This is a genomic window from Umezawaea sp. Da 62-37 (assembly GCF_032460545.1).
Taxonomy (GTDB): domain Bacteria; phylum Actinomycetota; class Actinomycetes; order Mycobacteriales; family Pseudonocardiaceae; genus Umezawaea.
This window is the reverse complement of the sequence record NZ_CP135965.1, coordinates 7,597,678-7,617,482: the sequence shown is the minus strand read 5'-3', so window position 1 is coordinate 7,617,482 and position 19,805 is coordinate 7,597,678. Positions and strand designations below refer to the sequence as shown.

Annotated in this window: 22 protein-coding genes, 2 tRNA genes and 1 pseudogene; 8 read left to right on the top strand and 17 right to left on the bottom strand. The window is 71.4% G+C overall.

Features of this window, described 5'->3' with window-relative positions:
- Positions 1 to 27 precede the first annotated feature (27 nt).
- On the top strand, positions 28 to 753 hold the full coding sequence (locus RM788_RS35215) for a nucleotidyl cyclase domain-containing protein (RefSeq protein WP_315923234.1): 726 nt from the start codon (positions 28 to 30) through the stop codon (positions 751 to 753).
- Between the two features lie 66 nt (positions 754 to 819).
- Here RM788_RS35215 and RM788_RS35210 read toward each other — a convergent pair whose 3' ends face one another.
- The gene (locus tag RM788_RS35210; RefSeq protein WP_315923232.1) at positions 820 to 1,224 is read right to left on the bottom strand and encodes a winged helix-turn-helix transcriptional regulator; all 405 of its coding nucleotides are present in this window, start codon (positions 1,222 to 1,224) and stop codon (positions 820 to 822) included.
- Positions 1,225 to 1,350: 126 nt separating this feature from the next.
- Here RM788_RS35210 and RM788_RS35205 point away from each other — a divergent pair, with 126 nt between their 5' ends.
- Positions 1,351 to 2,205 carry an SDR family oxidoreductase gene (locus RM788_RS35205; protein ID WP_315923230.1) on the top strand — a complete coding sequence of 285 codons (855 nt, stop codon included), beginning with the start codon at positions 1,351 to 1,353 and terminating at the stop codon, positions 2,203 to 2,205.
- A 14-nt stretch (positions 2,206 to 2,219) separates the two neighbouring features.
- Here the strand turns inward: RM788_RS35205 and RM788_RS35200 are convergent, their stop codons facing one another.
- Positions 2,220 to 2,930, bottom strand: a complete 711-nt coding sequence (locus RM788_RS35200; protein ID WP_315923228.1) for an alpha/beta fold hydrolase — start codon at positions 2,928 to 2,930, stop codon at positions 2,220 to 2,222.
- Between the two features lie 28 nt (positions 2,931 to 2,958).
- A complete protein-coding gene (locus tag RM788_RS35195) occupies positions 2,959 to 4,104 on the bottom strand; it encodes a YbfB/YjiJ family MFS transporter (protein ID WP_315923226.1) in 1,146 nt (381 codons plus the stop codon).
- Positions 4,105 to 4,181: 77 nt separating this feature from the next.
- On the opposite strand from RM788_RS35195, the gene RM788_RS35190 reads away from it, so the two are divergent.
- On the top strand, positions 4,182 to 4,769 hold the full coding sequence (locus RM788_RS35190; protein WP_315923224.1) for a TetR/AcrR family transcriptional regulator: 588 nt from the start codon (positions 4,182 to 4,184) through the stop codon (positions 4,767 to 4,769).
- A 368-nt stretch (positions 4,770 to 5,137) separates the two neighbouring features.
- Here the strand turns inward: RM788_RS35190 and RM788_RS35185 are convergent.
- Together RM788_RS35185 and RM788_RS35180 are read right to left on the bottom strand one after the other, a co-directional pair.
- Positions 5,138 to 5,212 (bottom strand) — tRNA-Ile (locus tag RM788_RS35185).
- Positions 5,213 to 5,441: 229 nt separating this feature from the next.
- A tRNA-Asn gene (locus RM788_RS35180) sits at positions 5,442 to 5,513 on the bottom strand.
- Between the two features lie 138 nt (positions 5,514 to 5,651).
- On the opposite strand from RM788_RS35180, the gene RM788_RS35175 reads away from it, so the two are divergent.
- The gene (locus tag RM788_RS35175) at positions 5,652 to 5,891 is read left to right on the top strand and encodes a hypothetical protein (RefSeq protein ID WP_315923222.1); all 240 of its coding nucleotides are present in this window, start codon (positions 5,652 to 5,654) and stop codon (positions 5,889 to 5,891) included.
- A 67-nt stretch (positions 5,892 to 5,958) separates the two neighbouring features.
- Here RM788_RS35175 and RM788_RS35170 read toward each other — a convergent pair.
- From RM788_RS35170 to dnaG, 3 genes and pseudogenes are all read right to left on the bottom strand, one after another.
- A pseudogene (locus RM788_RS35170) lies at positions 5,959 to 6,709 on the bottom strand (trans-aconitate 2-methyltransferase).
- Between the two features lie 47 nt (positions 6,710 to 6,756).
- Entirely contained in the window at positions 6,757 to 7,266 is a 510-nt protein-coding gene (locus tag RM788_RS35165; RefSeq protein WP_315923220.1) for a hypothetical protein, read from the bottom strand.
- Position 7,267: 1 nt separating this feature from the next.
- On the bottom strand, positions 7,268 to 9,178 hold the full coding sequence (gene dnaG / locus RM788_RS35160) for a DNA primase (protein WP_315923218.1): 1,911 nt from the start codon (positions 9,176 to 9,178) through the stop codon (positions 7,268 to 7,270).
- A gap of 24 nt (positions 9,179 to 9,202) precedes the next feature.
- On the opposite strand from dnaG, the gene RM788_RS35155 reads away from it, so the two are divergent.
- Both RM788_RS35155 and RM788_RS35150 read left to right on the top strand, forming a co-directional pair.
- Positions 9,203 to 10,141 carry a sigma-70 family RNA polymerase sigma factor gene (locus RM788_RS35155; RefSeq protein WP_399345197.1) on the top strand — a complete coding sequence of 313 codons (939 nt, stop codon included), beginning with the start codon at positions 9,203 to 9,205 and terminating at the stop codon, positions 10,139 to 10,141.
- 168 nt (positions 10,142 to 10,309) lie between these two features.
- Positions 10,310 to 10,510, top strand: a complete 201-nt coding sequence (locus tag RM788_RS35150; protein WP_315923214.1) for a hypothetical protein — start codon at positions 10,310 to 10,312, stop codon at positions 10,508 to 10,510.
- Here RM788_RS35150 and RM788_RS35145 read toward each other — a convergent pair.
- The 9 genes from RM788_RS35145 to RM788_RS35105 form a co-directional block, all read right to left on the bottom strand.
- The gene (locus RM788_RS35145) at positions 10,500 to 10,673 is read right to left on the bottom strand and encodes a DUF397 domain-containing protein (RefSeq protein ID WP_315923212.1); all 174 of its coding nucleotides are present in this window, start codon (positions 10,671 to 10,673) and stop codon (positions 10,500 to 10,502) included. The genes RM788_RS35150 and RM788_RS35145 overlap by 11 nt on opposite strands.
- Positions 10,654 to 11,535, bottom strand: a complete 882-nt coding sequence (locus RM788_RS35140; protein WP_315923210.1) for a helix-turn-helix domain-containing protein — start codon at positions 11,533 to 11,535, stop codon at positions 10,654 to 10,656. The genes RM788_RS35145 and RM788_RS35140 overlap by 20 nt, the downstream gene beginning before the upstream one ends.
- An 82-nt stretch (positions 11,536 to 11,617) precedes the next feature.
- Positions 11,618 to 12,700, bottom strand: coding sequence for a serpin family protein (locus tag RM788_RS35135; RefSeq protein WP_315923208.1), 1,083 nt, complete (start codon positions 12,698 to 12,700; stop codon positions 11,618 to 11,620).
- Positions 12,701 to 12,717: 17 nt separating this feature from the next.
- Entirely contained in the window at positions 12,718 to 13,956 is a 1,239-nt protein-coding gene (locus RM788_RS35130; RefSeq protein WP_315923206.1) for a deoxyguanosinetriphosphate triphosphohydrolase, read from the bottom strand.
- 13 nt (positions 13,957 to 13,969) lie between these two features.
- Positions 13,970 to 14,587, bottom strand: coding sequence for a YdcF family protein (locus tag RM788_RS35125; RefSeq protein ID WP_315934835.1), 618 nt, complete (start codon positions 14,585 to 14,587; stop codon positions 13,970 to 13,972).
- Positions 14,588 to 14,632: 45 nt separating this feature from the next.
- Complete coding sequence (locus tag RM788_RS35120; RefSeq protein WP_315923202.1) at positions 14,633 to 15,238, bottom strand: response regulator; 606 nt, start codon at positions 15,236 to 15,238, stop codon at positions 14,633 to 14,635.
- Complete coding sequence (locus RM788_RS35115) at positions 15,235 to 16,320, bottom strand: sensor histidine kinase (protein ID WP_315923200.1); 1,086 nt, start codon at positions 16,318 to 16,320, stop codon at positions 15,235 to 15,237. The genes RM788_RS35120 and RM788_RS35115 overlap by 4 nt, the downstream gene beginning before the upstream one ends.
- 17 nt (positions 16,321 to 16,337) lie before the next feature.
- Positions 16,338 to 17,078: an ABC transporter permease gene (locus RM788_RS35110; RefSeq protein WP_315923198.1), complete on the bottom strand. Its 741-nt coding sequence runs from the start codon at positions 17,076 to 17,078 to the stop codon at positions 16,338 to 16,340.
- Positions 17,075 to 17,983: an ABC transporter ATP-binding protein gene (locus RM788_RS35105; RefSeq protein ID WP_315923196.1), complete on the bottom strand. Its 909-nt coding sequence runs from the start codon at positions 17,981 to 17,983 to the stop codon at positions 17,075 to 17,077. The genes RM788_RS35110 and RM788_RS35105 overlap by 4 nt, the downstream gene beginning before the upstream one ends.
- 90 nt (positions 17,984 to 18,073) lie before the next feature.
- Here RM788_RS35105 and RM788_RS35100 point away from each other — a divergent pair, with 90 nt between their 5' ends.
- Complete coding sequence (locus RM788_RS35100) at positions 18,074 to 18,805, top strand: Type 1 glutamine amidotransferase-like domain-containing protein (protein WP_315923194.1); 732 nt, start codon at positions 18,074 to 18,076, stop codon at positions 18,803 to 18,805.
- Positions 18,806 to 18,859: 54 nt separating this feature from the next.
- Entirely contained in the window at positions 18,860 to 19,774 is a 915-nt protein-coding gene (locus RM788_RS35095; protein ID WP_315923192.1) for a serine hydrolase, read from the top strand.
- Positions 19,775 to 19,805 lie beyond the last annotated feature (31 nt).

Genomic DNA, 19,805 nt, shown 5'->3' with positions numbered 1-19,805 from the left:
AGACATCATCTGCGAGGAGGTCCTCAGGTGGAACTGGTTCCCCAGCACCGGGCGCTGTTCGGTGTGGACGTGGTCGGGTCGGCGCGCAACCCCGGCCACCTGCTGAACGCCGTTCGGACGACCGTGGACGAAGCGCTCGACCAGGCGCTGTGGGGCGCGGGCATCTCGCCGTCCGAGGTGCTCGAACAGGAGTCGACCGGCGACGGCGCGCTGCTGACCCTGCCGAGCGGCAGGCTCGGCGCGCTGTTCGACATGGCGCAGCACCTGGAGATCGCCTTGGCCGAGCACAACAAGTGGCGCAGGCCCGACGTGCGGATGCGGATCGCGGTGGAGGTCGGCCCGGTCGGCGACCGCCCCGGCCTCTACCCGGCGAAGATCACCCTGGCCAGGCTGCTGAACTCCGAGGCGTTCAAGCGGACGTTCCGGCGCTGCGTCGATGACCGGCGGCACGAGGGCGCCAGCACCGCACTGATCGCGTCCGACCACGCCCTGCGCACCGCGTTCGGCGGCGACCACACCACGCTGGTCCGACGTGCCGAGTTCACCCGGATCTCCGTGCGGGACAAGGAGTTCACCGACACCGCGTGGATCCGCGTGCCCGGCTCCGACCTGCGCGACGAGATCGAGCCGACGACCTCGGACCAACCCGCGAGCGGCGGTGTGTCGAACCACGTGACCGGCACCATGCACGGCGTTCAGGCCCACACGGTGAACGGCGGCATCACGTTCGGTGTCCCGCGCGACAGCTGGTGAGGTCGGCGCGGCGGCCGGCGGTCGCACCTCCACCGCCCGACAACTACCGACCGAGGAGAGCCGGGGCTACCGACCCTTTGCCTCGTCGTACCGCGCGTTGGCCGCCAGCACGTCGGGCATCCCGCCCTCGACGAACTCGATCAGGCCCATCAGCATCTCGGCCAACTGAGCCCCGCCGGGCGTCAGGCTGTACTCCACCTTCGGCGGGATGGTCGACTGCGCCTCGCGGACCACGAAGCCGTCCCGTTCCAGCGCCTGGAGGGTCTGCGCGAGCATCTTCTCGCTCACCCCGCTCACCCGGCGCCGCAGGGCGTTGAAGCGCAACGTGCCGTCACGGAGCGCCGCCAGCGCCAGGAGCCCCCACCGACCGGTGACGTGCTCCAGCGTCACCCTGGACTTGCACGCCTTGGCGAACACGTCGGCCACCAGCTGCTCGTGCTCGTCGTTCACCCGACCAGGCGCTTCGCTCATGGCTTCACGGTACCTCCGACACAGCACTAACCACAGTGATTGCACTCACCTCAAGTTGGCACTTTCTAGAAGTTAGTGCAATCTGGGAGTAAGCACCGAAGCTGAGTCGACCCGAGGAGCAAGCACATGATCGTCGTCACCGGCGCCACCGGCCACCTGGGCAAACTGGTCGTGGAGGCCCTGCTGCGCAAGGTCCCCGCCTCCGAGGTCGTCGCCGCCGTGCGCACCCCGGCGAAGGCCGCCGACCTCGCCGAGCGCGGCGTCCAGGTCAGGACGGCCGACTACACCGACCCCGCGAGCCTCGTCGCGGCGTTCGCCGGCGCGGACAAGGTCCTGCTCATCTCCGGCAACGAGGTCGGCCAGCGGCTCCCCCAGCACACGGCCGTCATCAACGCCGCGAAGGAAGCGGGCGTCGCCCACCTCGTCTACACCAGCATCCTGCACGCCGACACCACCACGATGGCCCTGGCGCCCGAGCACAAGGCCACCGAGGAGGCCATCCACGCCTCGGGCCTGCCGTTCACGTTCCTCCGCAACGGCTGGTACACCGAGAACTACGCCCAGACCATCGCGCAGGCCGTCCAGACCGGGACCTTCGCGGGCAGCGCGGGTGACGGGAAGGTCGGCGCCGCGGCCCGCGCCGACTTCGCCGACGCCGCCGCCACCGTCCTCACCACCGACGGCCACGAGGGCAAGGCCTACGAACTCGCCGCCGACGAGCCGTGGAGCTACCAGGAGCTCGCCGACGAGCTCACCAGGGCCACCGGCAAGACGATCACCTACCAGGACGTCCCGCCCGCCCAGCACCAGGAGGTCCTGACCGCGGCAGGCGTCCCCGCCCCCTTCGCCACCATGCTCGTCGACTCCGACCGCGGCATCGCCACGGGCGAACTCGTCTCCACCACCGGCGACCTCAGCAGGCTCGCGGGCAGGCCCACCACCCCGCTCCGCGAGTCCGTGGCCGAGATCCTCAAGGGCTGAGCGGCGGCGGTGCCCTACCTCAAGGGCACCGCTTTTCCGTGCTCCGGGTCCCGGTCGGTCACGGCCGCGTTCAGCAGGATCTCCGCCAGGCCTTCGGGCGCGTCCCGCATGAGGTTGTGGCCGCCGTCGAGCGCGTGCGCGGTCCACGCGGGGTCGGCACCCAGGCGCCGGTAGACGTCGGTGAAGGGCGACTCGCCGTCCCACCCGGTGGCGTAGACGTAGTCCCGGCGCCGGAACCGGGCCATGTCGCCGGACAGGCGGAGGGGTTGGAGCAGCGAGGCGAGCGGATGGGGTGTGGCCCGCGGGTCGAAGAACGGCAGGGGGCGCACGCCGTACCCGTCGTCCACGACGTCGAGGTACCACCGGCGTTCCCGGTCGGAGACCAGCGCCCAGCAGGAGTCGCCGTGGGCGGGCACTACGGCGTCGAGGTAGACCAGGGAGTCCACCCGTTCGGACATGCGGTCGGCGGCCCCGGTGATCACCATTCCGCCGTAGCTGTGGCCGACCAGCACGGCGTCGCGGACGTCCTCGGCCACGAGCAGCGCGGTCACGTCCTCGATGTGCGTGTCAAGGTTGACCCCGCCGCGCAGGAGGTGGCCGCGTTCACCGAGCCCGGTTAGCGTCAGCGGGTGCACGCGGTGGCCGTGCCCGCGGAGGCGCTCGGTGAGTTCGGCGAAGCACCAGCCGCCGTGGCACATGCCGGGGACGAGGACGAAGGTCGTCATGATCGTGCTCCGTGTGGTTGTCGGTGTTTCAGCGGACGTCGGGTTCCGGGGGTGTCAAGGCCGCCGGTACCGCCGCGAGCACCGCTGCCGCGGCGCACAGGGCGACGGTCCAGGCCAGGGGCGCGGCGGTCGAGGTGCGATCGGCGAGAACCCCCGCCAGCCACGGCCCCACCGTCTGCCCCGTCGCGAACAGCGCGGTGAACGCGGCCAGCGTGGCCGTCCAGTCGGCGGGTGGGACGGCGGTTCGGATGTGCGCGGTGACGGCGGCCGGAACCGCCATGAAGGCCACCCCGTAGACGACGGCGGAAACGACCACCACAACCGGTGAGGACGAAACCAGCGCCAGCGCCGCACCGCCCGCCAGCACGCCCAGCACCACGGCCAGGGCGCGCGTGCCGGGCCACCGCGTGATCGGACGACTCCACAGGATCGGGGCCGCCACGACCCCGACGCCCAGGAGCGTCCACGTGAGCGCCACCTGCGTGGCGGGAGCGTGCCGGTCGACCAGGTGCACGGACAGGAAGGTGATGTAGGTGATGTAGCCGGTGGAGAACAGGAAGTACGCCGCGGCGACCCGCCACAGCGAACGCACCCGCGCCCGGCCGACCCCGCCGGCTGGCTGCTCCTCACCACCCCCCGCCGCCGTCCAGCCGACCAGGGCCGCCAATCCCGCCGCGACACCCAGACCCACCCACGCGACCTGCCAGTGACCACCCAGTCCGGGAATCGTCGCGCCGGCCAGGACGATGCCCAGCCCCGTGCCCGCGAAGTACACCGCGATGGGCGCGCTGGAGCCGTTGCCCGCGGCGATCCGAGCCACGATCACCCCACCCGCGATGAACACCACCGCCCCGCTCGCCCCGGCAATGGCGCGGACCGCCAACAGCACCACGAAAACATCACCCGCCGCCGTGCCCACCAACGCCAACGCGGTGACGACCATGCCCCAGCGGAACGCCGCGGCAGCACCCCACCGACGGACCACCGCAGCCGTCCCCACCGCACCGACCAGATAACCCAGCCCGTTCACGGTGCTGACGGCTCCCACCTCGGCCAACGACCACCCCAGGTCGTCCCGCATCGCCGGCACAAGCAACCCGTAGGCGAAACGCGCAAGCCCCAGCGCGGACGCCGTCCCCAACGCCAGCCGCACCGTCCGCCCTGCTGCCGCCATGCCCACCTCGGAGATCGAACCGATCGGTACGATCTAGACGCTAGCACGACGATCGAACCGATCGGTACCATCAGTGCATGCCGGTCGCCAAAGGCTCAACCATCGACCCCGAACGCACCCGCGCCACGATCCTGCACGCGGCCACCCCGGTGCTCTACGAACGCGGACTCGACGGCATCGGCGTCGCCGAACTCTGCTCACGCCTGGGCGTGTCCAAGGAGACGCTCTACCGGCACTTCGGCACCAAGGACGGACTCGTGCGCGCGATGCTCGAAGCACGCAGCGACCGGGTGATCAACTGGCTGACCGACGCGGTGCTCAACGCAGGCGACGACCCCGCCGCGCAGTTGACTGCCCTGTTCGCCGCCCTCCAGAGCTGGTACGACGACCCAACTTTCCGCGGCTGCGCACTCCTCAACGCCGCCACCCAGCACCACACCGACGCCGTCCGCACCATCACCGCACGCCACCTCGACCGCTACTTGGACCTGCTCACCAAGATCACAGTCAGCGCCGGAACCCCCTACCCCCACCAACTCGCCCAACAACTACTCATCCTCGTCGAGGGCGCCACCATCGTCGCCGATCACCACACCCCCACCCACGCAGGCGGACACGCGCTCCAGGCCGCCCTCACCCTGCTCGCCGCAGCACGCCATCCCTGACAGAGGCTTGTCGTTGAGCACCACGTTTCAGGCCGCCACCGCAAAGTGAGAGTCAGCCACGGGAAGACCTTCGCCCGCTCGCGGGAGTTCCGGGCAGGGGCGAGCTATCGATAGGTGACCTGCCGGGCTTTCGACATCGGCCGCGACGGTCCTCGACTACACGCGACTGAACGCCCAGCGGATCGCGGGCCAGCGCGGTCACTCGAAGGGGTCAACTATGCAAGACATCTACACGGCTCCACGCGCGACCAGCCAGAAGACCGCCGCCGCGCTTGAAGCAGTTGGGTGGTCCGCTCGATAAAGTGGGGGAAAAGTGGGGTGGTGATCTTGAACGCCATCGCCTCCGGTACGCTGACCAGGGGCTTTAGTGGGGCGAGAGGGGCTCGAACCCTCGACCTGACGGATTATGAGTCCGCTGCTCTGACCAGCTGAGCTACCGCCCCGTGCACGTGTCGCAGCCCACCTGGGGTGTGGGTTGCGCTGCCGCGCTGTGGAGAGTACCGATCGCGGATGCGTGCGTCTCGAGAACCTCGGGTTCTTCGGTGGGCGATGTTGTTCGGCGGGTTCGGCAACGAGTATTGCGCCCGATCGTGTGACATTGCCGGCTTCTGGGTACCCGGTGGCCATGAGACGACAAAACCCCAGGTCCGGGGACCTGGGGTTGCCATCCTGCTCCCCCTACTGGATTCGAACCAGTAACCCTTCGATTAACAGTCGAATGCTCTGCCATTGAGCTAAGGGGGAATGTTCTGTTGTTCTGCCTGCCTGGCCTCTCGGGCCTGACAGGTGAGAACTCTAGCGCATCCGCAACCGTGCTCGCACACACCCCCCTCCAATGCGGGAGGATGGGTGCGACCAGGCACGACACGAGAGGAGACCTCGATGAAGGGCATCCTGCTGGGCGCCGCTGTCGGTTACGTGTTGGGCGCACGGGCGGGCCGCGGGCGGTACGACCAGATCGTGAGGACGTACCGGAGGCTTGCGGACCACCCGGCCGTGCAGGGCGCGGCTGGGATCGTGCGGGCGAAGGTCGGTGAGAAGACGGGGTTCGGGAATCGGGCGAACGCGCATGGGCAGAACGGGACGGCACAGCGGCGGGAGTCGGTGATTCCGCGCGCGTAGGCGGTACCAGGACTGTGCGCAGGGCCCCGGCGAGCCAGCCGGGGCCCTGCCTCGTTCCCGAACGCCTTCAGACGCGGGCCACGGCGAAGACGCGGCGGAACGGGAACCAGGTGGTGCCGTCCGGGCGCTGCGGGTAGGCGGCACGGAGTCGGGGGGCCAGTTCGGCGCGGAAAGCGGCCCAGGACTGATCGTCGAGGGCGGCACGGACGGGACGCAGGGCAGTACCCGTAATCCACTCCAGGACGGCGTCAGGGCCCTCCAGGCGGCTGGAGGTAGGTTGTCTCCCACGCGTCGACGTCGCAGCCGCTCAGCAGGTCTGCGTAGCCCGCGGGGTCGAGGACGGGCGTCTGGTCGCGCAGGACGTGCCCGAGGGCGTCGTTCCACCCGGTCCGGACCAGCTCCCGCACGAAGGTGTGGGACGGGCCGTCGAAGTTGCCGGGGACCTGCATGGCGAGCCACGCGCCGGTGGGCAGTTCGGTCGCCCAGCGGCGCAGCAGGTCGGGGTGGGTGGGCAGCCACTGGAGGACGGCGTTGGTGACCACGACGTCGGTGTCGGGCGCCGGGGTCCACGTGGTGGCGTCGGCGACGCGGGCGTCGAGGCCGCGAGCACGGGCCGCTTCGACCATCTCCGGTGAGGAGTCGAACGCCTCCAGGACGGCACCGGGCCACCGGGCCGACAGGGTGCCGGTGAGGTTGCCGGGGCCGCAGCCGAGGTCGACGACGCGGCGCGGGTCGGTCGCGCCGATCCGGGCGACGAGTTCGTGGAACGGCCTCGAACGGTGGTCGGCGAAGGTCAGGTACTTCGCGGGATCCCACATGGGCGCACCTCCAAGCAGTACGGCCATACTTTAACAGTACGCGCGTACTACTCGGCGGGCTTGAGGTCGCCGATCTTCGCCGCCACGTCCGCGGCGATCACCCGCACGGCCTCCACGTCGGCACCGGGATCGGGCCGCACCTGGAGCACGACGCCGCCCTTGCCGGGCACCTTGCGCTGGAGGTACCAGGCGTCGCCGACGTGGTGCTTGCTCTTGAACGACGCGGTCACCCTGGCGTGCACGGCCTCGGGCACCTTGCCCGGTTCCTCCAGCGCGAACCGCTGCGGCGGCAGGTCGACCAGCACGACCGCGGCCCCCGCCGCACCTTCCTCGACCGCCTCGACGACGGCCAGCGCGCCGCCGCTCCAGGTGGCCTTGCTGATCAGGTGCCAGCCGACCCGGCGCGGCCCCGGCAGCCACAGGCCCAGGGTCGTCGCGATCAGGTGGCCGCCGCCGCGCACCGACGCCTGCGCGAGGACGGACTCGTCCCCCACCAGTTCGCCGGTGAAGTCGGCGGGCAGCCCCTGCTTGAACAGCCTGCGCCACAGTGCGGTCATCTCAGAGCCCTCCCAGGGCCTGCTGGCCCAGCGCCTTGTGGTACTCCTCGAGCGCCACCAGGTCGCCGAACAGCGCGCGGTACTCGTCCGGGTCCTGCACCGGCGAGATGCGGTGCAGGCGGGACTTGATCTCGGAGATCTGGCCGGACACCAGGATCTGCTGCAGCCGCGCCAGCACCGCCGACACGTGCCGGAACTCGTCGCCCAGCTTGCACGTCAGCGGCTCCACGGCCAGCTCCGTCAGCACGGACCGGCCGGAGTCGTGCACGCACGCCTGGCTCACGGCCTCCAGCCACGCGGACCCGGACAGGCCGCACGAGGCGCCGCCGGCGTCGCGGATGGCGTGGTGCAGCCCGAGGTAGGAAGGGTGCAGGAACACCTCGTCGGGCAGCGCGTCGTAGTACGGACCCGCCAACTCGGGGACCTGGAGCGCGGCCTTGAGCGCCTCGCGCTGGTGCCACAGCCGCGGGTCGCGCGGGTCGGGCCGCCGCGGGCTGTCGGCGTCCACGGCGAGCGCGCCCTGGTACGGGTCGACCACGACGGGCGCGGACCGGCGCCGCTTGGCCGGTGCCGCCGCCGGGCCGCCGCCCGCGGTCTCGCGGACCCGGCGCACGATGGCCGCCTCGTCGTTCCAGCCGACCCACCAGGCGAGCTTGGTCGCGTAGCCGTCCCGCTTCGCGCGGTCCTTGATCTGCGCGACCAGCGGCACCGTCTTGCGCAGCGCCTCCACCTGGCCGTCGACCGAGTCGAGGTCGTACTCCTTGAGCTGCGTGCGGACCGCGAACTCGATCAGCGGGGTGCGCCGGGCGACGAGGTCGCGCACGGCCACGTCCCCCTTGTCCTGCCTCAGTTCGCACGGGTCCATGCCGTCGGGCGCGACCGCGATGTAGGTCTGCGCGGAGAACTGCTGCTCGCCCTCGAACGCCTTCATGGCGGCCTTCTGACCCGCCGCGTCGCCGTCGAAGGTGAAGATCACCTCGCCGTTCATGTCGTCGTCGATCAGCAGGCGCCGCAACAGGTTCATGTGGTCGGTGCCGAACGCGGTGCCGCACGACGCGACCGCCGTCGGCACGCCCGCGAGGTGCATGGCCATCACGTCGGTGTAGCCCTCGACCACCACGACCTGGTGCCGCCGCGCGATCTCCTTCTTCGCCAGGTCGAGACCGAAGAGCACATGCGACTTCTTGTAGATCACGCTCTCGCTGGTGTTCAGGTACTTCGCCTGGATCTGGTCGTCGTCGAAGATCCGGCGCGCGCCGAACCCGACCACGTCGCCGCCGAGGTCGCGGATCGGCCAGAGCAGCCTGCGGTGGAACCGGTCGATCGGACCTTGGCGGCCCTCCTTGGAGAGCTGCGCCTTGATCAGCTCCTCAAGCTCGAAGCCGCGGCCCAGCAGGTGCTTGGTCAGTTTGTCCCAGCCCGCGGGCGCGAACCCGCAGCCGAACATCCCGGCGGCGGCCTCGTCGAACCCGCGCTCGGCCAGGAACTCCCGCGCCTTCAGGGCTTCCGGCGTGCGCAGCTGCTCGGTGTAGAACTCGGCGGCCGCGCGGTGCGCCTCGATCATCCGGGTGCGGGTGCCGCGGTCGCGCTGGACGCTGGCGCCGCCGCCCTCGTAGACCAGCTGGATGCCGGTCCGGTCCGCCAGCCGTTCGACCGCCTCGATGAACCCGAGGTGCTCGATCCGCATGATGAACTTGATGACGTCGCCGCCCTCGCCACAGCCGAAGCAGTGGTAGGTGCCGTGCGACGGCCGGACGTTGAACGACGGCGACTTCTCGTCGTGGAACGGGCACAGGCCCTTCAGCGAGCCGCCGCCCGCGTTGCGCAGCGAGACGTGGTCCCCCACGACCTCGTCGATCCTGCTGCGGTCACGCACCAGCGCGATGTCGCTTTCACGGATGCGTCCTGCCACGTCGCCGAGTCTAGTGCTGGCACACTGGTGCCCGTGACCGCTGCCGACCAGACCCTGGCCAGGACGTTCACCGAGCACCGCGCGCACCTGGTCGGCGTGGCGTACCGGCTTACCGGCAGCGTGGCCGACGCCGAGGACGCGGTGCAGGAGTCGTGGCTGCGGCTCGCCGGGCTGACCGGCGCCGCCCGCGACGACATCCGGGACCTGCGCGGTTGGCTGACGACGGTGGTCGGCCGGATCTGCCTGGACCGGCTGCGCTCGGCGGCCGTGCGGCGCGAGTCCTACGTCGGCTCGTGGCTGCCGGAACCCGTGGTGACCTCGCTCACCTCCACCGGCGAGGACCCGCTGGACCGGGTCGTGCGCGACGACGGCGTCCGGCTGGCGGCCCTGGTGGTGCTCGACCGGCTCACCCCCGAGCAGCGGGTCGCGTTCGTGCTGCACGACGCGTTCTCGGTGCCGTTCGACGAGATCGCCGCCGCGCTGGGCTGCTCCGTGCCGACGGCCCGGCAGCACGCGTCGCGCGGCCGCAAGGCGCTGGTCGACGCGGACCCGCCGCCGCGGGTGGCGCTGGAGGAGCAGCGGGTCGTGCTGGAGCGGTTCCTGGCGGCGCTGGCGACCGGTGACGTGCGGACCGTGATCGACCTGCTGCACCCGGACGTCGTGGCGGTCGGCGACGGCGGCGGCCGGGTCCGCACGGCGCTCCACGAGGTCGTGGGCCCGGAGAAGGTGGCGCGCTTCCTGCTCGGCCTGGTCGCCAAGTACCGGCTCGACCCCGGCGCGGTGGGCGTCGTGGCGCTGGTGAACGGCGACCTGGGCCTGGTCATCCCGGAGCAGCCCGGCGACGGGACCACCCGTGGCGTTCCGCGCCGGGTCGACGGCCTGGTGATCCGCGACGGGCTCCTCGTCGCGCTCTACGACGTGGCGAACCCGGACAAGATCGCCCACGTGCCGTTCACGGGCTGACGGTCGGTCTCGGCGCGAACCCTTGCGCCCCAACGGCTTGGCAGCGTCCACGGTCGGACGCCGACCTCCGGACAGGCGGCCCCGCACCGGCCCGGCCTGGGACGCCACGCCGAACGCGACACCTCCGGGTGACAACGGGGACGGGTGGTCAACCCCTACGGTCCAGCCATGACCATGTCGAAGGGGTTCACCCTCGAGCTCGACGCCGAGGCCGCCGGACTGCTGGCGGGCACGCTGCTGGCGGGTGACTCCTGCGCGGTGCAGGTGCGCCACGGGGCGTCGGGGACGCTGCTGCTGTGCGCGCTGCCCGGTGAACGCGGTCACGGGATGCGGTTGCAGCTGCGACTGCCGGACGCGCCTACCGACTGACGTGGCGGACGAACGCGCGCCACCTCGCGGGCGCGAAGGCGAGCACGGGTCCGGCGGCGTTCTTGGAGTCCCGGACGGCGACGTCGCGCGCGAAGGACACCTCGACGCAGTCGCTGTCCGCTATACCGCCGCTTCGGCTGCTCTTACGCCATGTCCTCGGCATCGTCGTCCTCCCGCGGCCGGTCGTACTCGGCCATGTACTCCATCATCAGCGTGCGGGAGGGCTGCCGCATGACAGCCAGCTGGTCGAGCCGCTCGAAGATGAGCTGGCTGCGCGCGATGGCCTGCGGCTCGGTGGAGAACGACCTGGTCATCTCGGTCTCGGTGTAGACCAGCGGCACGGTGTCGGGGTACTCGATCAGCTTGCACCCGGCGCTGAGCGCGCCCGCCCCGCCGACCGAGGCGGGCACGATCCGGATCACGCACCGCGGGCTGGTGGCCTGGAAGATCAGCCGCAGCAGCTGGTCCTCCATCACCCGGTCGCCGCCGATCCGCATCCGCAGCGCGTTCTCGTGGACGAAGAACGTGCAGAACGGCCCGGAGTACGGCCGCAGCATCGCCTGGCGACCGACCCTGGCGCGCACCGCCGGGTCGATCTCGTCCGGCGGCGTGAGGCCGAGCTGGTTCAGCAACGCCCGCGCGTAATCCTCGGTCTGCAGCAGGCCGGGGATCGTCGCGAGGTCGAAGCTGGTGATCGACTCCGCGGCCGCCTCGGCGAGCGTGAGCGACCGCAGGTTCTCCGGGAGCCGGTCGCATCCCGGCCGCGACAGGTACGGCTCGACCGCGAGCCGGTGGCGCGTCACGAAACCGTCGATCGCCTGGTGCTCCAGCCCGCAGTGGACGAGGAAGCGCAGCAGGTCCAGTTCGGTGATGCGGGCCCGGCCGAGTTCCCACTGGGTCAGTGTCGTCGTGTGCCACCCGAGCCGGTCGGCCATCAGGGCGCTGTCCAACCCGGTCATGTCGCGCAGGCGTCGCAGCTCGTCGCCCAGTTCCCGACTGGACGCCGTGGAGTCCGTGCTCGTCATGCTGCGACGCTAGGCCGTCTGATCAGCTATTTCGCCGATTGCGCCCGGAAACCCCTCGATCGAAGGACGACTTGATCACCAGTCAGGATGGATCTACGACCTGCGCGAGGAAGTGGACGGCCCCGGTGCCCGCGTGCCGGACGAGAACCAGGTGCGGGCGGTCGACCCGGACGGTCAGCGGCTCGACGTACTCCTCGAACGACGTCAGCCGCATCATCACCGCCGTCGCCGCGGCGCCTTCGAGCCCGTCCTCGTCGATCCGCAGCACGGCCTCGTGGACCACCTCGTCCACGAACAGCCGCGGGTCGGCGCTCAGGCCGGTGAGGTCGCCGTCGCGCTCGAAGAGGGAGCGGACCCCCAGTTGTGCCAGGGCGTCCTTGAGGGTGACGTTGGTGGAGAGCTTCGACTTCGGCAGGAACAGCTCCAGCCTGCGGAAGTCGAGCGCGCCGGTGAGGGCGGTGAACGTGGCCTGGTCGAGCGGGCCGAGGTCGCCGTCGGGGAGCAGCACGAGCGCTTCCACGCCGCCCCGCGCGGGCAGTGAGACCGCCTGCCAGCCGTCGCGGGCGGCGTACCGGAACTTGGCCTCGCGGCGCATGGTGGGGACGTCCACGGCACCGCCGGGGGTGGTGAACGGCAGCGGGGCGGTCGCCTCCTCCGGAAAGGTTCCCAGCCAGGCGGTCTTGAGGTAGAGGGCGTTGACCAGGGCGGCCACCGTGTCCTGGCCGACCGAGCCGGGCGCGAGCAGTTCGGGGATGAGGTCCTTGGTGGTCTCGGCGACGTCGGCGTTGATCAGCTTCCGGGCGCCGTCGGGGTTTTCGACGAACGGGGCCGACCTGGCCTTCGCGCCGGGCCAGCCTGCCAAGGCGTCGGCGAACTCCGGGTTGATCTCCAGTTCGTCGGAGGCCCAGAGGGTGTTGGCCACGGCGAACTCGGCCTCGTCGTCGGGGCGGCCCGCGTCGAGGAGGGCCCGGTTGCCCTCGCCGAGCAGCGCGGTCAGCTCGTCGCGCGTCTTCCCCTTGGCGGCCAAGGCGGCCAGGCCGAGGGCGCTGGCCACGGAGTACGGGGACCAGCAGGCGTTCTCCCGCCGGTCGGCGGCGACGACGTCGTGCAGGGCGAGGGTGAACGCCAGGTGCTCGGACACGGGACTCCTCAAGGCAGGGGACATCCCGAGTGTGCCACCGGCTAAACCACGTCGGCGTGCAATGAGACCGCCTGGGCGTCGGTCAGCTGGGCCACCTGGTCGATGACGACGCGCAGGCGGGCGGGGTCGTCGGGGGCGGTGTTCCAGGCCGGGAGGAACGACGGGTCGAGGGCGTCGGGTGCCCGGTCGAGCAGGGCCGCGACCAGTTCGGTGATGAGTTCCCGCTGGCGGACCTGCATCGCGAGGCGGACCGGGTCCGACATGACGTAGCGGACCGCGACCGCTTTGAGCAGCGCCACCTCGGCGGCCACCAGAGGGGGGACCGAGAGGTCCGCGGCGTAGCGGGTGAGGGGGCCGTCGCCGTGGTCGGCGCGGGTGCCGGTGACGACGGCCGAGGCGAAGCGGCCCACCAGTTCGCTGGTGAGGCGCTTGAGGGCCACCTGGGCGCCCAGGGAGCCGTCGTACTCGGTGCGGGCCAGGTCGGCGACCACGGGGAGGCGGAGGAGTTCGCGGGCCGCTTCCTCCAGGGCGGAGACGGGTTCGGTGGAGAAGTGCTTGGCGGCGAGTCCGGCGATGGCCGCGCGCTCGGCCGGGTCGGCCAGCGACCGCAGGCTGATGCGGTGGGCCAGCACGCCGTCCTCGACGTCGTGGACGGAGTAGGCGACGTCGTCGGCCCAGTCCATGACCTGGGTCTCGATCGGGCGGCGGCCCTCCGGCGCGTCCCGGCGCAGCCAGCGGAAGACGTCGAGGTCGTCCTGGTAGACGCCGAACTTGTGGGTGCCGGGGGTGCGGGGCCAGGGGTACTTCGTGGACGCGTCCAGGCAGGCGCGGGTGAGGTTGAGGCCGCTCGCGGTCTTGGGTTCCAGGCGGGTGAGGATGCGCAGCGTCTGGGCGTTGCCCTCGAAGCCGCCGCAGGAGGAGGCGAGGGCGTCGAGGGCGCGTTCGCCGTTGTGGCCGAACGGCGGGTGGCCGATGTCGTGGGCCAGCCCCGCGGTGTCGACGACGTCGGGGTCGCAGCCCAGCTCCTCGGCGATGCCGCGGCCGATCTGGGCGACCTCCAGCGAGTGGGTCAGGCGGGTGCGCGGGACGCCGGAGTCCTCACCGGGGCCGACGACCTGGGTCTTGCCCGCGAGCCTGCGCAGCGCGGCGGAGTGCAGCACGCGGGCGCGGTCCCTGGAGTACGGGGTGCGCCGGTCGCGGTGGGCGTGGGGCAGCGACGCGGTCTTGGGGTCCTCGTCGAGGAGTCTGGCGGCGTCGTGTTCCGTGTAACCCTGACTCATCCATCCAGCGTAGTCAGAGCGTGATGCCGTCGAAGGCCCCGGCGGGCGCCTTCATCAGGTGGTAGTACAGCAGCGCCGCGGTCTCCCGGCGGATGTAGAAGATCTGGGTCTCCCGCGTCTGCACGTTCGGGCCGCTGCGGGTCGGCGACGGCCACGCGTCCAGGCCCTCGTCCTCGGCCATCGTGCGGGCGCGCAGGGAGTGCCACGGGTCGCTGACGATCACGGCGGTCTCGAGGTTGCGCTCGCGGGCGGCGATGCCCAGCGCGCGGATGCTGCCGAGGGTGTCGTTGCCCTCCCCCACCTCCACGACGCGGTCCTCGGGCACCGCGTGGTCGACCAGCCAGAGCTTGCCCGCCTGGCCCTCGGTGTAGTTGTCGCCGGGCTGGCTGCCGCCGGTGGTCACGATGTAGTTGACGACGCCCTGCTCGTAGAGCTTGCGCGCGTGTTCGAGCCGGGCTTCGAGGACCTCGGACGGGACGCCGTTGTACTGGGCGGCGCCGAGGACGACCGCCATGTCCGCGTGCGTGCGGTCGTCGTCCCTGGCCACCTGCCACACCCGGAACGCGGTACCGCCGACGACGAGGGCGCTGATCACCAGCCCGCCGAGGACCGTGCGCAGCAGCAACCGCATGATTCTGGCGAGAGGAGTGAGGGGCACGCCCTCATAGTCCCAGAATCAGAGCCAGCCGTGTTCCTCGGCCAGCCGCACGGCTTCCGCCCTGGTCCGGGACCCGGTCTTCCCGATGGCCGACGACAGGTGGTTGCGCACCGTCCCGTCGGACAGGTGCAGCGCCCTGGCCAGGTCCGACACCGTGCCGCCGTCGCGGGCGCGCAGCAGCACCTCGCGTTCGCGGTCGGTCAGCGGACTGGCCCCGCTGGCGAGGGATTCGGCCGCCAGCACGGGATCCACGACCCGCAGACCGGCGTGCACCCGCCGGACGGCGTCGACGAGCTGCTCCGGCGGGGCGTCCTTCACCACGAAGCCGAGCGCGCCCGCGGCCATCGCCCTGGCCAGGTAGCCGGGGCGGCCGAAGGTCGTGCACACGATCACGCGGCAGCCGGGCAGCGCGACCCTCAGGTCGGCCGCCGCGGTGAGCCCGTCCTTGCCGGGCATCTGCACGTCCAGCAGCGCCACGTCGGGCCGGACCCGCAGGGCCGCCTCGACGACCTCGTCGCCGGAGCCGACCTGGGAGACCACCTCGATGTCGGACTCCAGCCCCAGCATCGCGGCGAGCGCGCCGCGCACCAGCGCCTGGTCGTCGGCCAGCAGCACCCTGATCACACGACCTCCGCCCGCAGCAGGTACCCGCCGTCGGGCAGCGGACCGGCGGCCAGCTTCCCATCGACCTTCCGCAGCCGTTCGGCCAGTCCGGTGAGGCCGCAGCCGCTCGGGGTGTCCCCCGCGCCGCGGCCGTCGTCGCGCATCTCCACCCACGTGTCGCCCAGCCGCACCTCGCAGCGCGTCGCGCGGGAGTGCCGCAGCACGTTGGTCACGCCTTCGCGGACCACGTACCCGAACACCTCCTGCAACTCCGGGCGGACGTTGTCGACGGCGTGCGGCAGGTCGGGTTCGACGCCGGCCGCCCGCAGCGCGGCGCGCGCGCCGACGACCTCCGCGGACAGCGAGACCTGCCGGTACCCCGACACGGTGGCCCGGACGTCCCCCAACGCCTGCCGGGCCAGCTCCTCGACCTCGCGGATCTCGTCCTTCGCGCGCTCGACGTCCCCGGAGCTCTCCAGCACCCGACGGGCGAGCCCGGCCTTCACGGTGATCGTGGTGAGGCTGTGGCCGAGGATGTCGTGCAGGTCGCGCCCGAGCCGGTTGCGCTCCTCGGCGACGGCGAGGGTGGCGATCTCGTCGCGGGCCTTGCGCAGCTCGGCGTTGGCCCGCAGCATCCGGCCCATGAACATCATCCCGAACGACACCGAGAGCAGCGTGCCGAACTGGTCGAAGTCCGAGCCGATCTCCCCGAACAGGTAGGAGGAGACGACCAGCAGGAGCAGCACCGAGCCGTCGATGACCACGGCGGGCACCAGCGGCAGGATCATGGCGGTCGCGGACATCACGTAGACCATGAGCCCGGCGGAACCGAGGCCGATCCCGTAGACCACCGCCAGCCCGATCGCGGTGAGGACGAGGCTGGCCGCGATCCGCGTCCGGACGGGCTTGTCCACCCAGACCAGGTACGGCATCGCCAGCCAGCCGAACGAGTAGAGCACCAGCCCCGCGATGACCAGGATCCGTTGCCACAGCGGGCGGTCGTCGACGGCCACCGCGTAGATCACCACCGGGATGTAGAGCCCGATGAACACCATCCCGGCGAGGAACCAGCGGACACCGCCGCGCCGCACGCGTTGGATCACGACGCCCACCGTAGGCCTCAGACCCGCGCGGTGTCCGTCTGGAACCGCTTGGCCGCGATGACCCCGAGGCCCACGACCCAGCAGCCCAGCACCAGCACGGCGGTGCCCAGGTCGGCGCCGCCCACCAGCGGTGCCTGGCCGACCAGCTTCACCCAGTACGTCGGCATCACGTGCATGACCGCGCTCAGCCAGCCGGGAGCCACCTCGGCGGGGATCCAGATGCCGCCGAGCAGGCCGAACGCCATCGACAGCACGCCAGTGAGCGCCTGCATGCCGTCGGCGGTGGCCAGCAGGCCGATCACGATGCCGATCAGCACGAACGGGAGCGTGGCCAGCCACAGCCCGCCCGCGACCTCGACCCACTGCACGGCGGACATCCGCACGTCCTCGAACAGCCCGCCGACGAGCATCACCAGCAGGATGCCGGGCAGCGCCACGATCATCCCCAGCGCGCCCTTGGTGAGCACGTAACCCAGGCTGCTCAACGGGGTCAGCCGCAGCTGGCGCTGCCAGCCGGTGCTCCGCTCGACGGCGATCCGGGCGCCCGCGGCCAGCGGCGCGGACATCAGGCCGAACACGGCCATGTTGAGCATCAGCGACGTGGTGACCGGCAGCCCGTTGGGGAACACCTGCCCCTTGGCGCCGTAGAGGTTGACGAACAGCAGGAACATCACCGTCGGCATGACGACGGTGAACATCAGGTACCGGGTGTTGCGGACGGCGCGGCGGACTTCCAGGGCCAGGAACCGGGCGTTCACTTGCTCTCCTCTGCGGTCAGGGCGAGGAACGCGTCCTCGAGGCCGACGGCGGCGATCTCGATGTCGTGGGCGGCGGGCCAGAGCGCCAGCAGGGCGCGCAGGGCCGCGTCGGAGTCGGAGCAGGCGAGCAGGACGCCGTCGCCGCGCAGCTCGACCGCCTGCACGCCGGGCAGCCCGGTCAGGGCGGCCTCGGTGGCGCCGGGGACGACGGCGCGCAGCGTGCGGCCGGACACGGTCGCCCGGACCTCGGCCACGGAGCCGTCCGCGACGATCCGGCCCGAGCGCATCAGCACGACCCGGTCGGCGTACTCCTGCGCCTCCTCCAGGTAGTGCGTGGCGAACAGGACGGTGCGGCCGGAGTCGGTGTACTCCCGCATCCCGCGCCAGAACTGGCGGCGGGTCTCCACGTCCATCGCCACGGTGGGCTCGTCGAGCACCAGCAGGTCGGGGTCGCAGACCAGCGCCAGCGCGAAGCGGACCCGCTGCTTCTGGCCGCCGGAGAGCTTGGTGCACCTGCGGTTCGCCAGGTCGGCGATGTCCGCCTTGGCCAGCGCCTCGGCGACCGGCAGCGGCTTGCGGTGCAGCGCGGCGACCAGGCCCACGGTCTCGGCGACGGTGGCGTCGTCGAGCAGCGAGCCGCTCTGGAGCATCGCGCCGATCGTGCCGGAGACCACCGCGTCGCGGGGCGACTGGCCGAACACCGAGATGTCGCCCCGGTCGGGGGCCGTGAGCCCCAGCAGCATGTCGACGGTCGTCGACTTGCCCGCCCCGTTGGGGCCGAGCAGGGCGACGACCTCGCCGGGTGCGATGACGAGGTCGACGCCGGCGACCGCGTGGACCTCTCCGTAGCTCTTGTGCAGCCCGGACAGGGTCACCGCGGTGCGGAGTGCGGTTGTTGGTGTCATGGGACGATCGTGCCGCCGGACGTCGTCCGACCGGGGGGCCGACCGTCACGACCTGACCATGACAGGTGTCATGGCCGGCAGGATCGCCCCATGCCCGCATCTGAACCCACCATCCTGGCCACGTCCGGCGGTTACCGGTCCGGCCACCGCACCGATCTGGAGTTCGGCAAGCTGCTGCACTTCGCCGTGGAGCTGTCCGGGGTGGACGGACGGCGACCGTCCGTCTGCCACGTCGGGACGGCGGGCGGCGACCAGCGGGCGGGCAACGCGCGCGTGTCCGAGGCGGGCAGGCTCGTCGGCTGGGACGTCTCGCACCTGAACCTGTTCACCATGCCGCCCACCGACGACCTGCTGGGGTTCGTGCTCTCCCACGACGTGGTGTGGGTCGGCGGCGGCTCGGTGGCGAACCTGCTCGCCGTGTGGCGGGTGCACGGGCTCGGCGACGTGCTGCGGCAGGCGTGGCAGGCGGGCGTCGTGCTCAGCGGCGTGTCCGCCGGGTCGATCTGCTGGCACGTGGGCGGCACGACCGACTCGTTCGGGCCGGAACTGCGGGTCGTCACGAACGGGCTGGCGCTGCTCCCCTACGGCAACGGCGTGCACTACGACTCCGAGAGGACCCGCCGACCGGCCGTCCACGCGGCGGTCGCGTCGGGTGAACTGCCGCTCACGTACTGCACCGACGACGGGGCCGGATTGCTCTACCGGGGTACCGAACTGGTCCAAGCGGTGTCGGAAATCCCCCATGGGGGTGGTTACGCAGTGCAACGAGATGAGTCTTCAGGAATCGCACAGGAGGAAAAGCTCGACATCAGGAGGTTGTAGAGCGTTCAGTAAATAACTGTGGGTGAACACAAGCGACGTGTCGGGCTCTACGGAGTGATCGCCTTGGTGGTGGCGATCACGTCTTCGGCGTTCCTCGCCTACGACGACACCAGCACACCGACCGCCGTGCAGTCCGCCTCCGCCGACACCAGGGTCCACGCGGCCCCGCCCCTCGCCGCCACGGCGCCGTCCACGTCCACCGCCCCGCCGACCACCACGACGACCGACCCGCCCGCGCCCCAGCCCGACCTCGGCGCGGGACTGGCCGCGGCCGAGCAGGCGGCGGGCGACTCGGTGAACCTCGGGATCGCCGTCCTCGACGTGCGGACGGGCGAACTGGTCGGCAGCGGCGGCGACAAGCAGTTCTACTCGGCGTCGCTGAGCAAGCTGCTGCTCGTCGTCGACATGCTCGACCGCCGCGCCGCGGGCGACCTGGAGCTGTCCGACGACGACCTGCAACTGGTCGACCGGGCCCTGAGCTACAGCGACGACGGCGCCATGGACCAGATGTGGACGCAGTTCGACGGCATGGCCGCCATCGACCGGGTCGCCGCGGAGGTCGGGCTGACCGGGACGCACTCGCCGAACGACCCCTCGCAGTGGGGCGAGGTCGTGATCACCGCGGACGACATGGTCCACCTCTACCAGTACGTCCTGCAGAAGATGCCCGAGGCGGACCGCGACCTGATCGTCGACGCGCTGTCCGGGGCGCAGGAGGAAGCGGCCGACGGGTTCGACCAGTTCTTCGGGCTGCTCGACGGGAACGCGCGCGGCAGCCGTGCCGCGTACGCCAAGCAGGGCTGGATGTACTACCTGCCCAGCGACGTGTACCTGCACAGCGCGGGTGTCGTGGACGGCCGCTACGCCGTCGCCGTGCTCACCGTCCAAAGCGGAGTGTCCACCGACACGGCCAAGGACCAGGTCGCGAAGATCGTCAGCTCCGCGCTGACCCCGTTGCCAAACACGTAGGAACCCGTTTCCGGGCAAGGAAAAAGGCCAC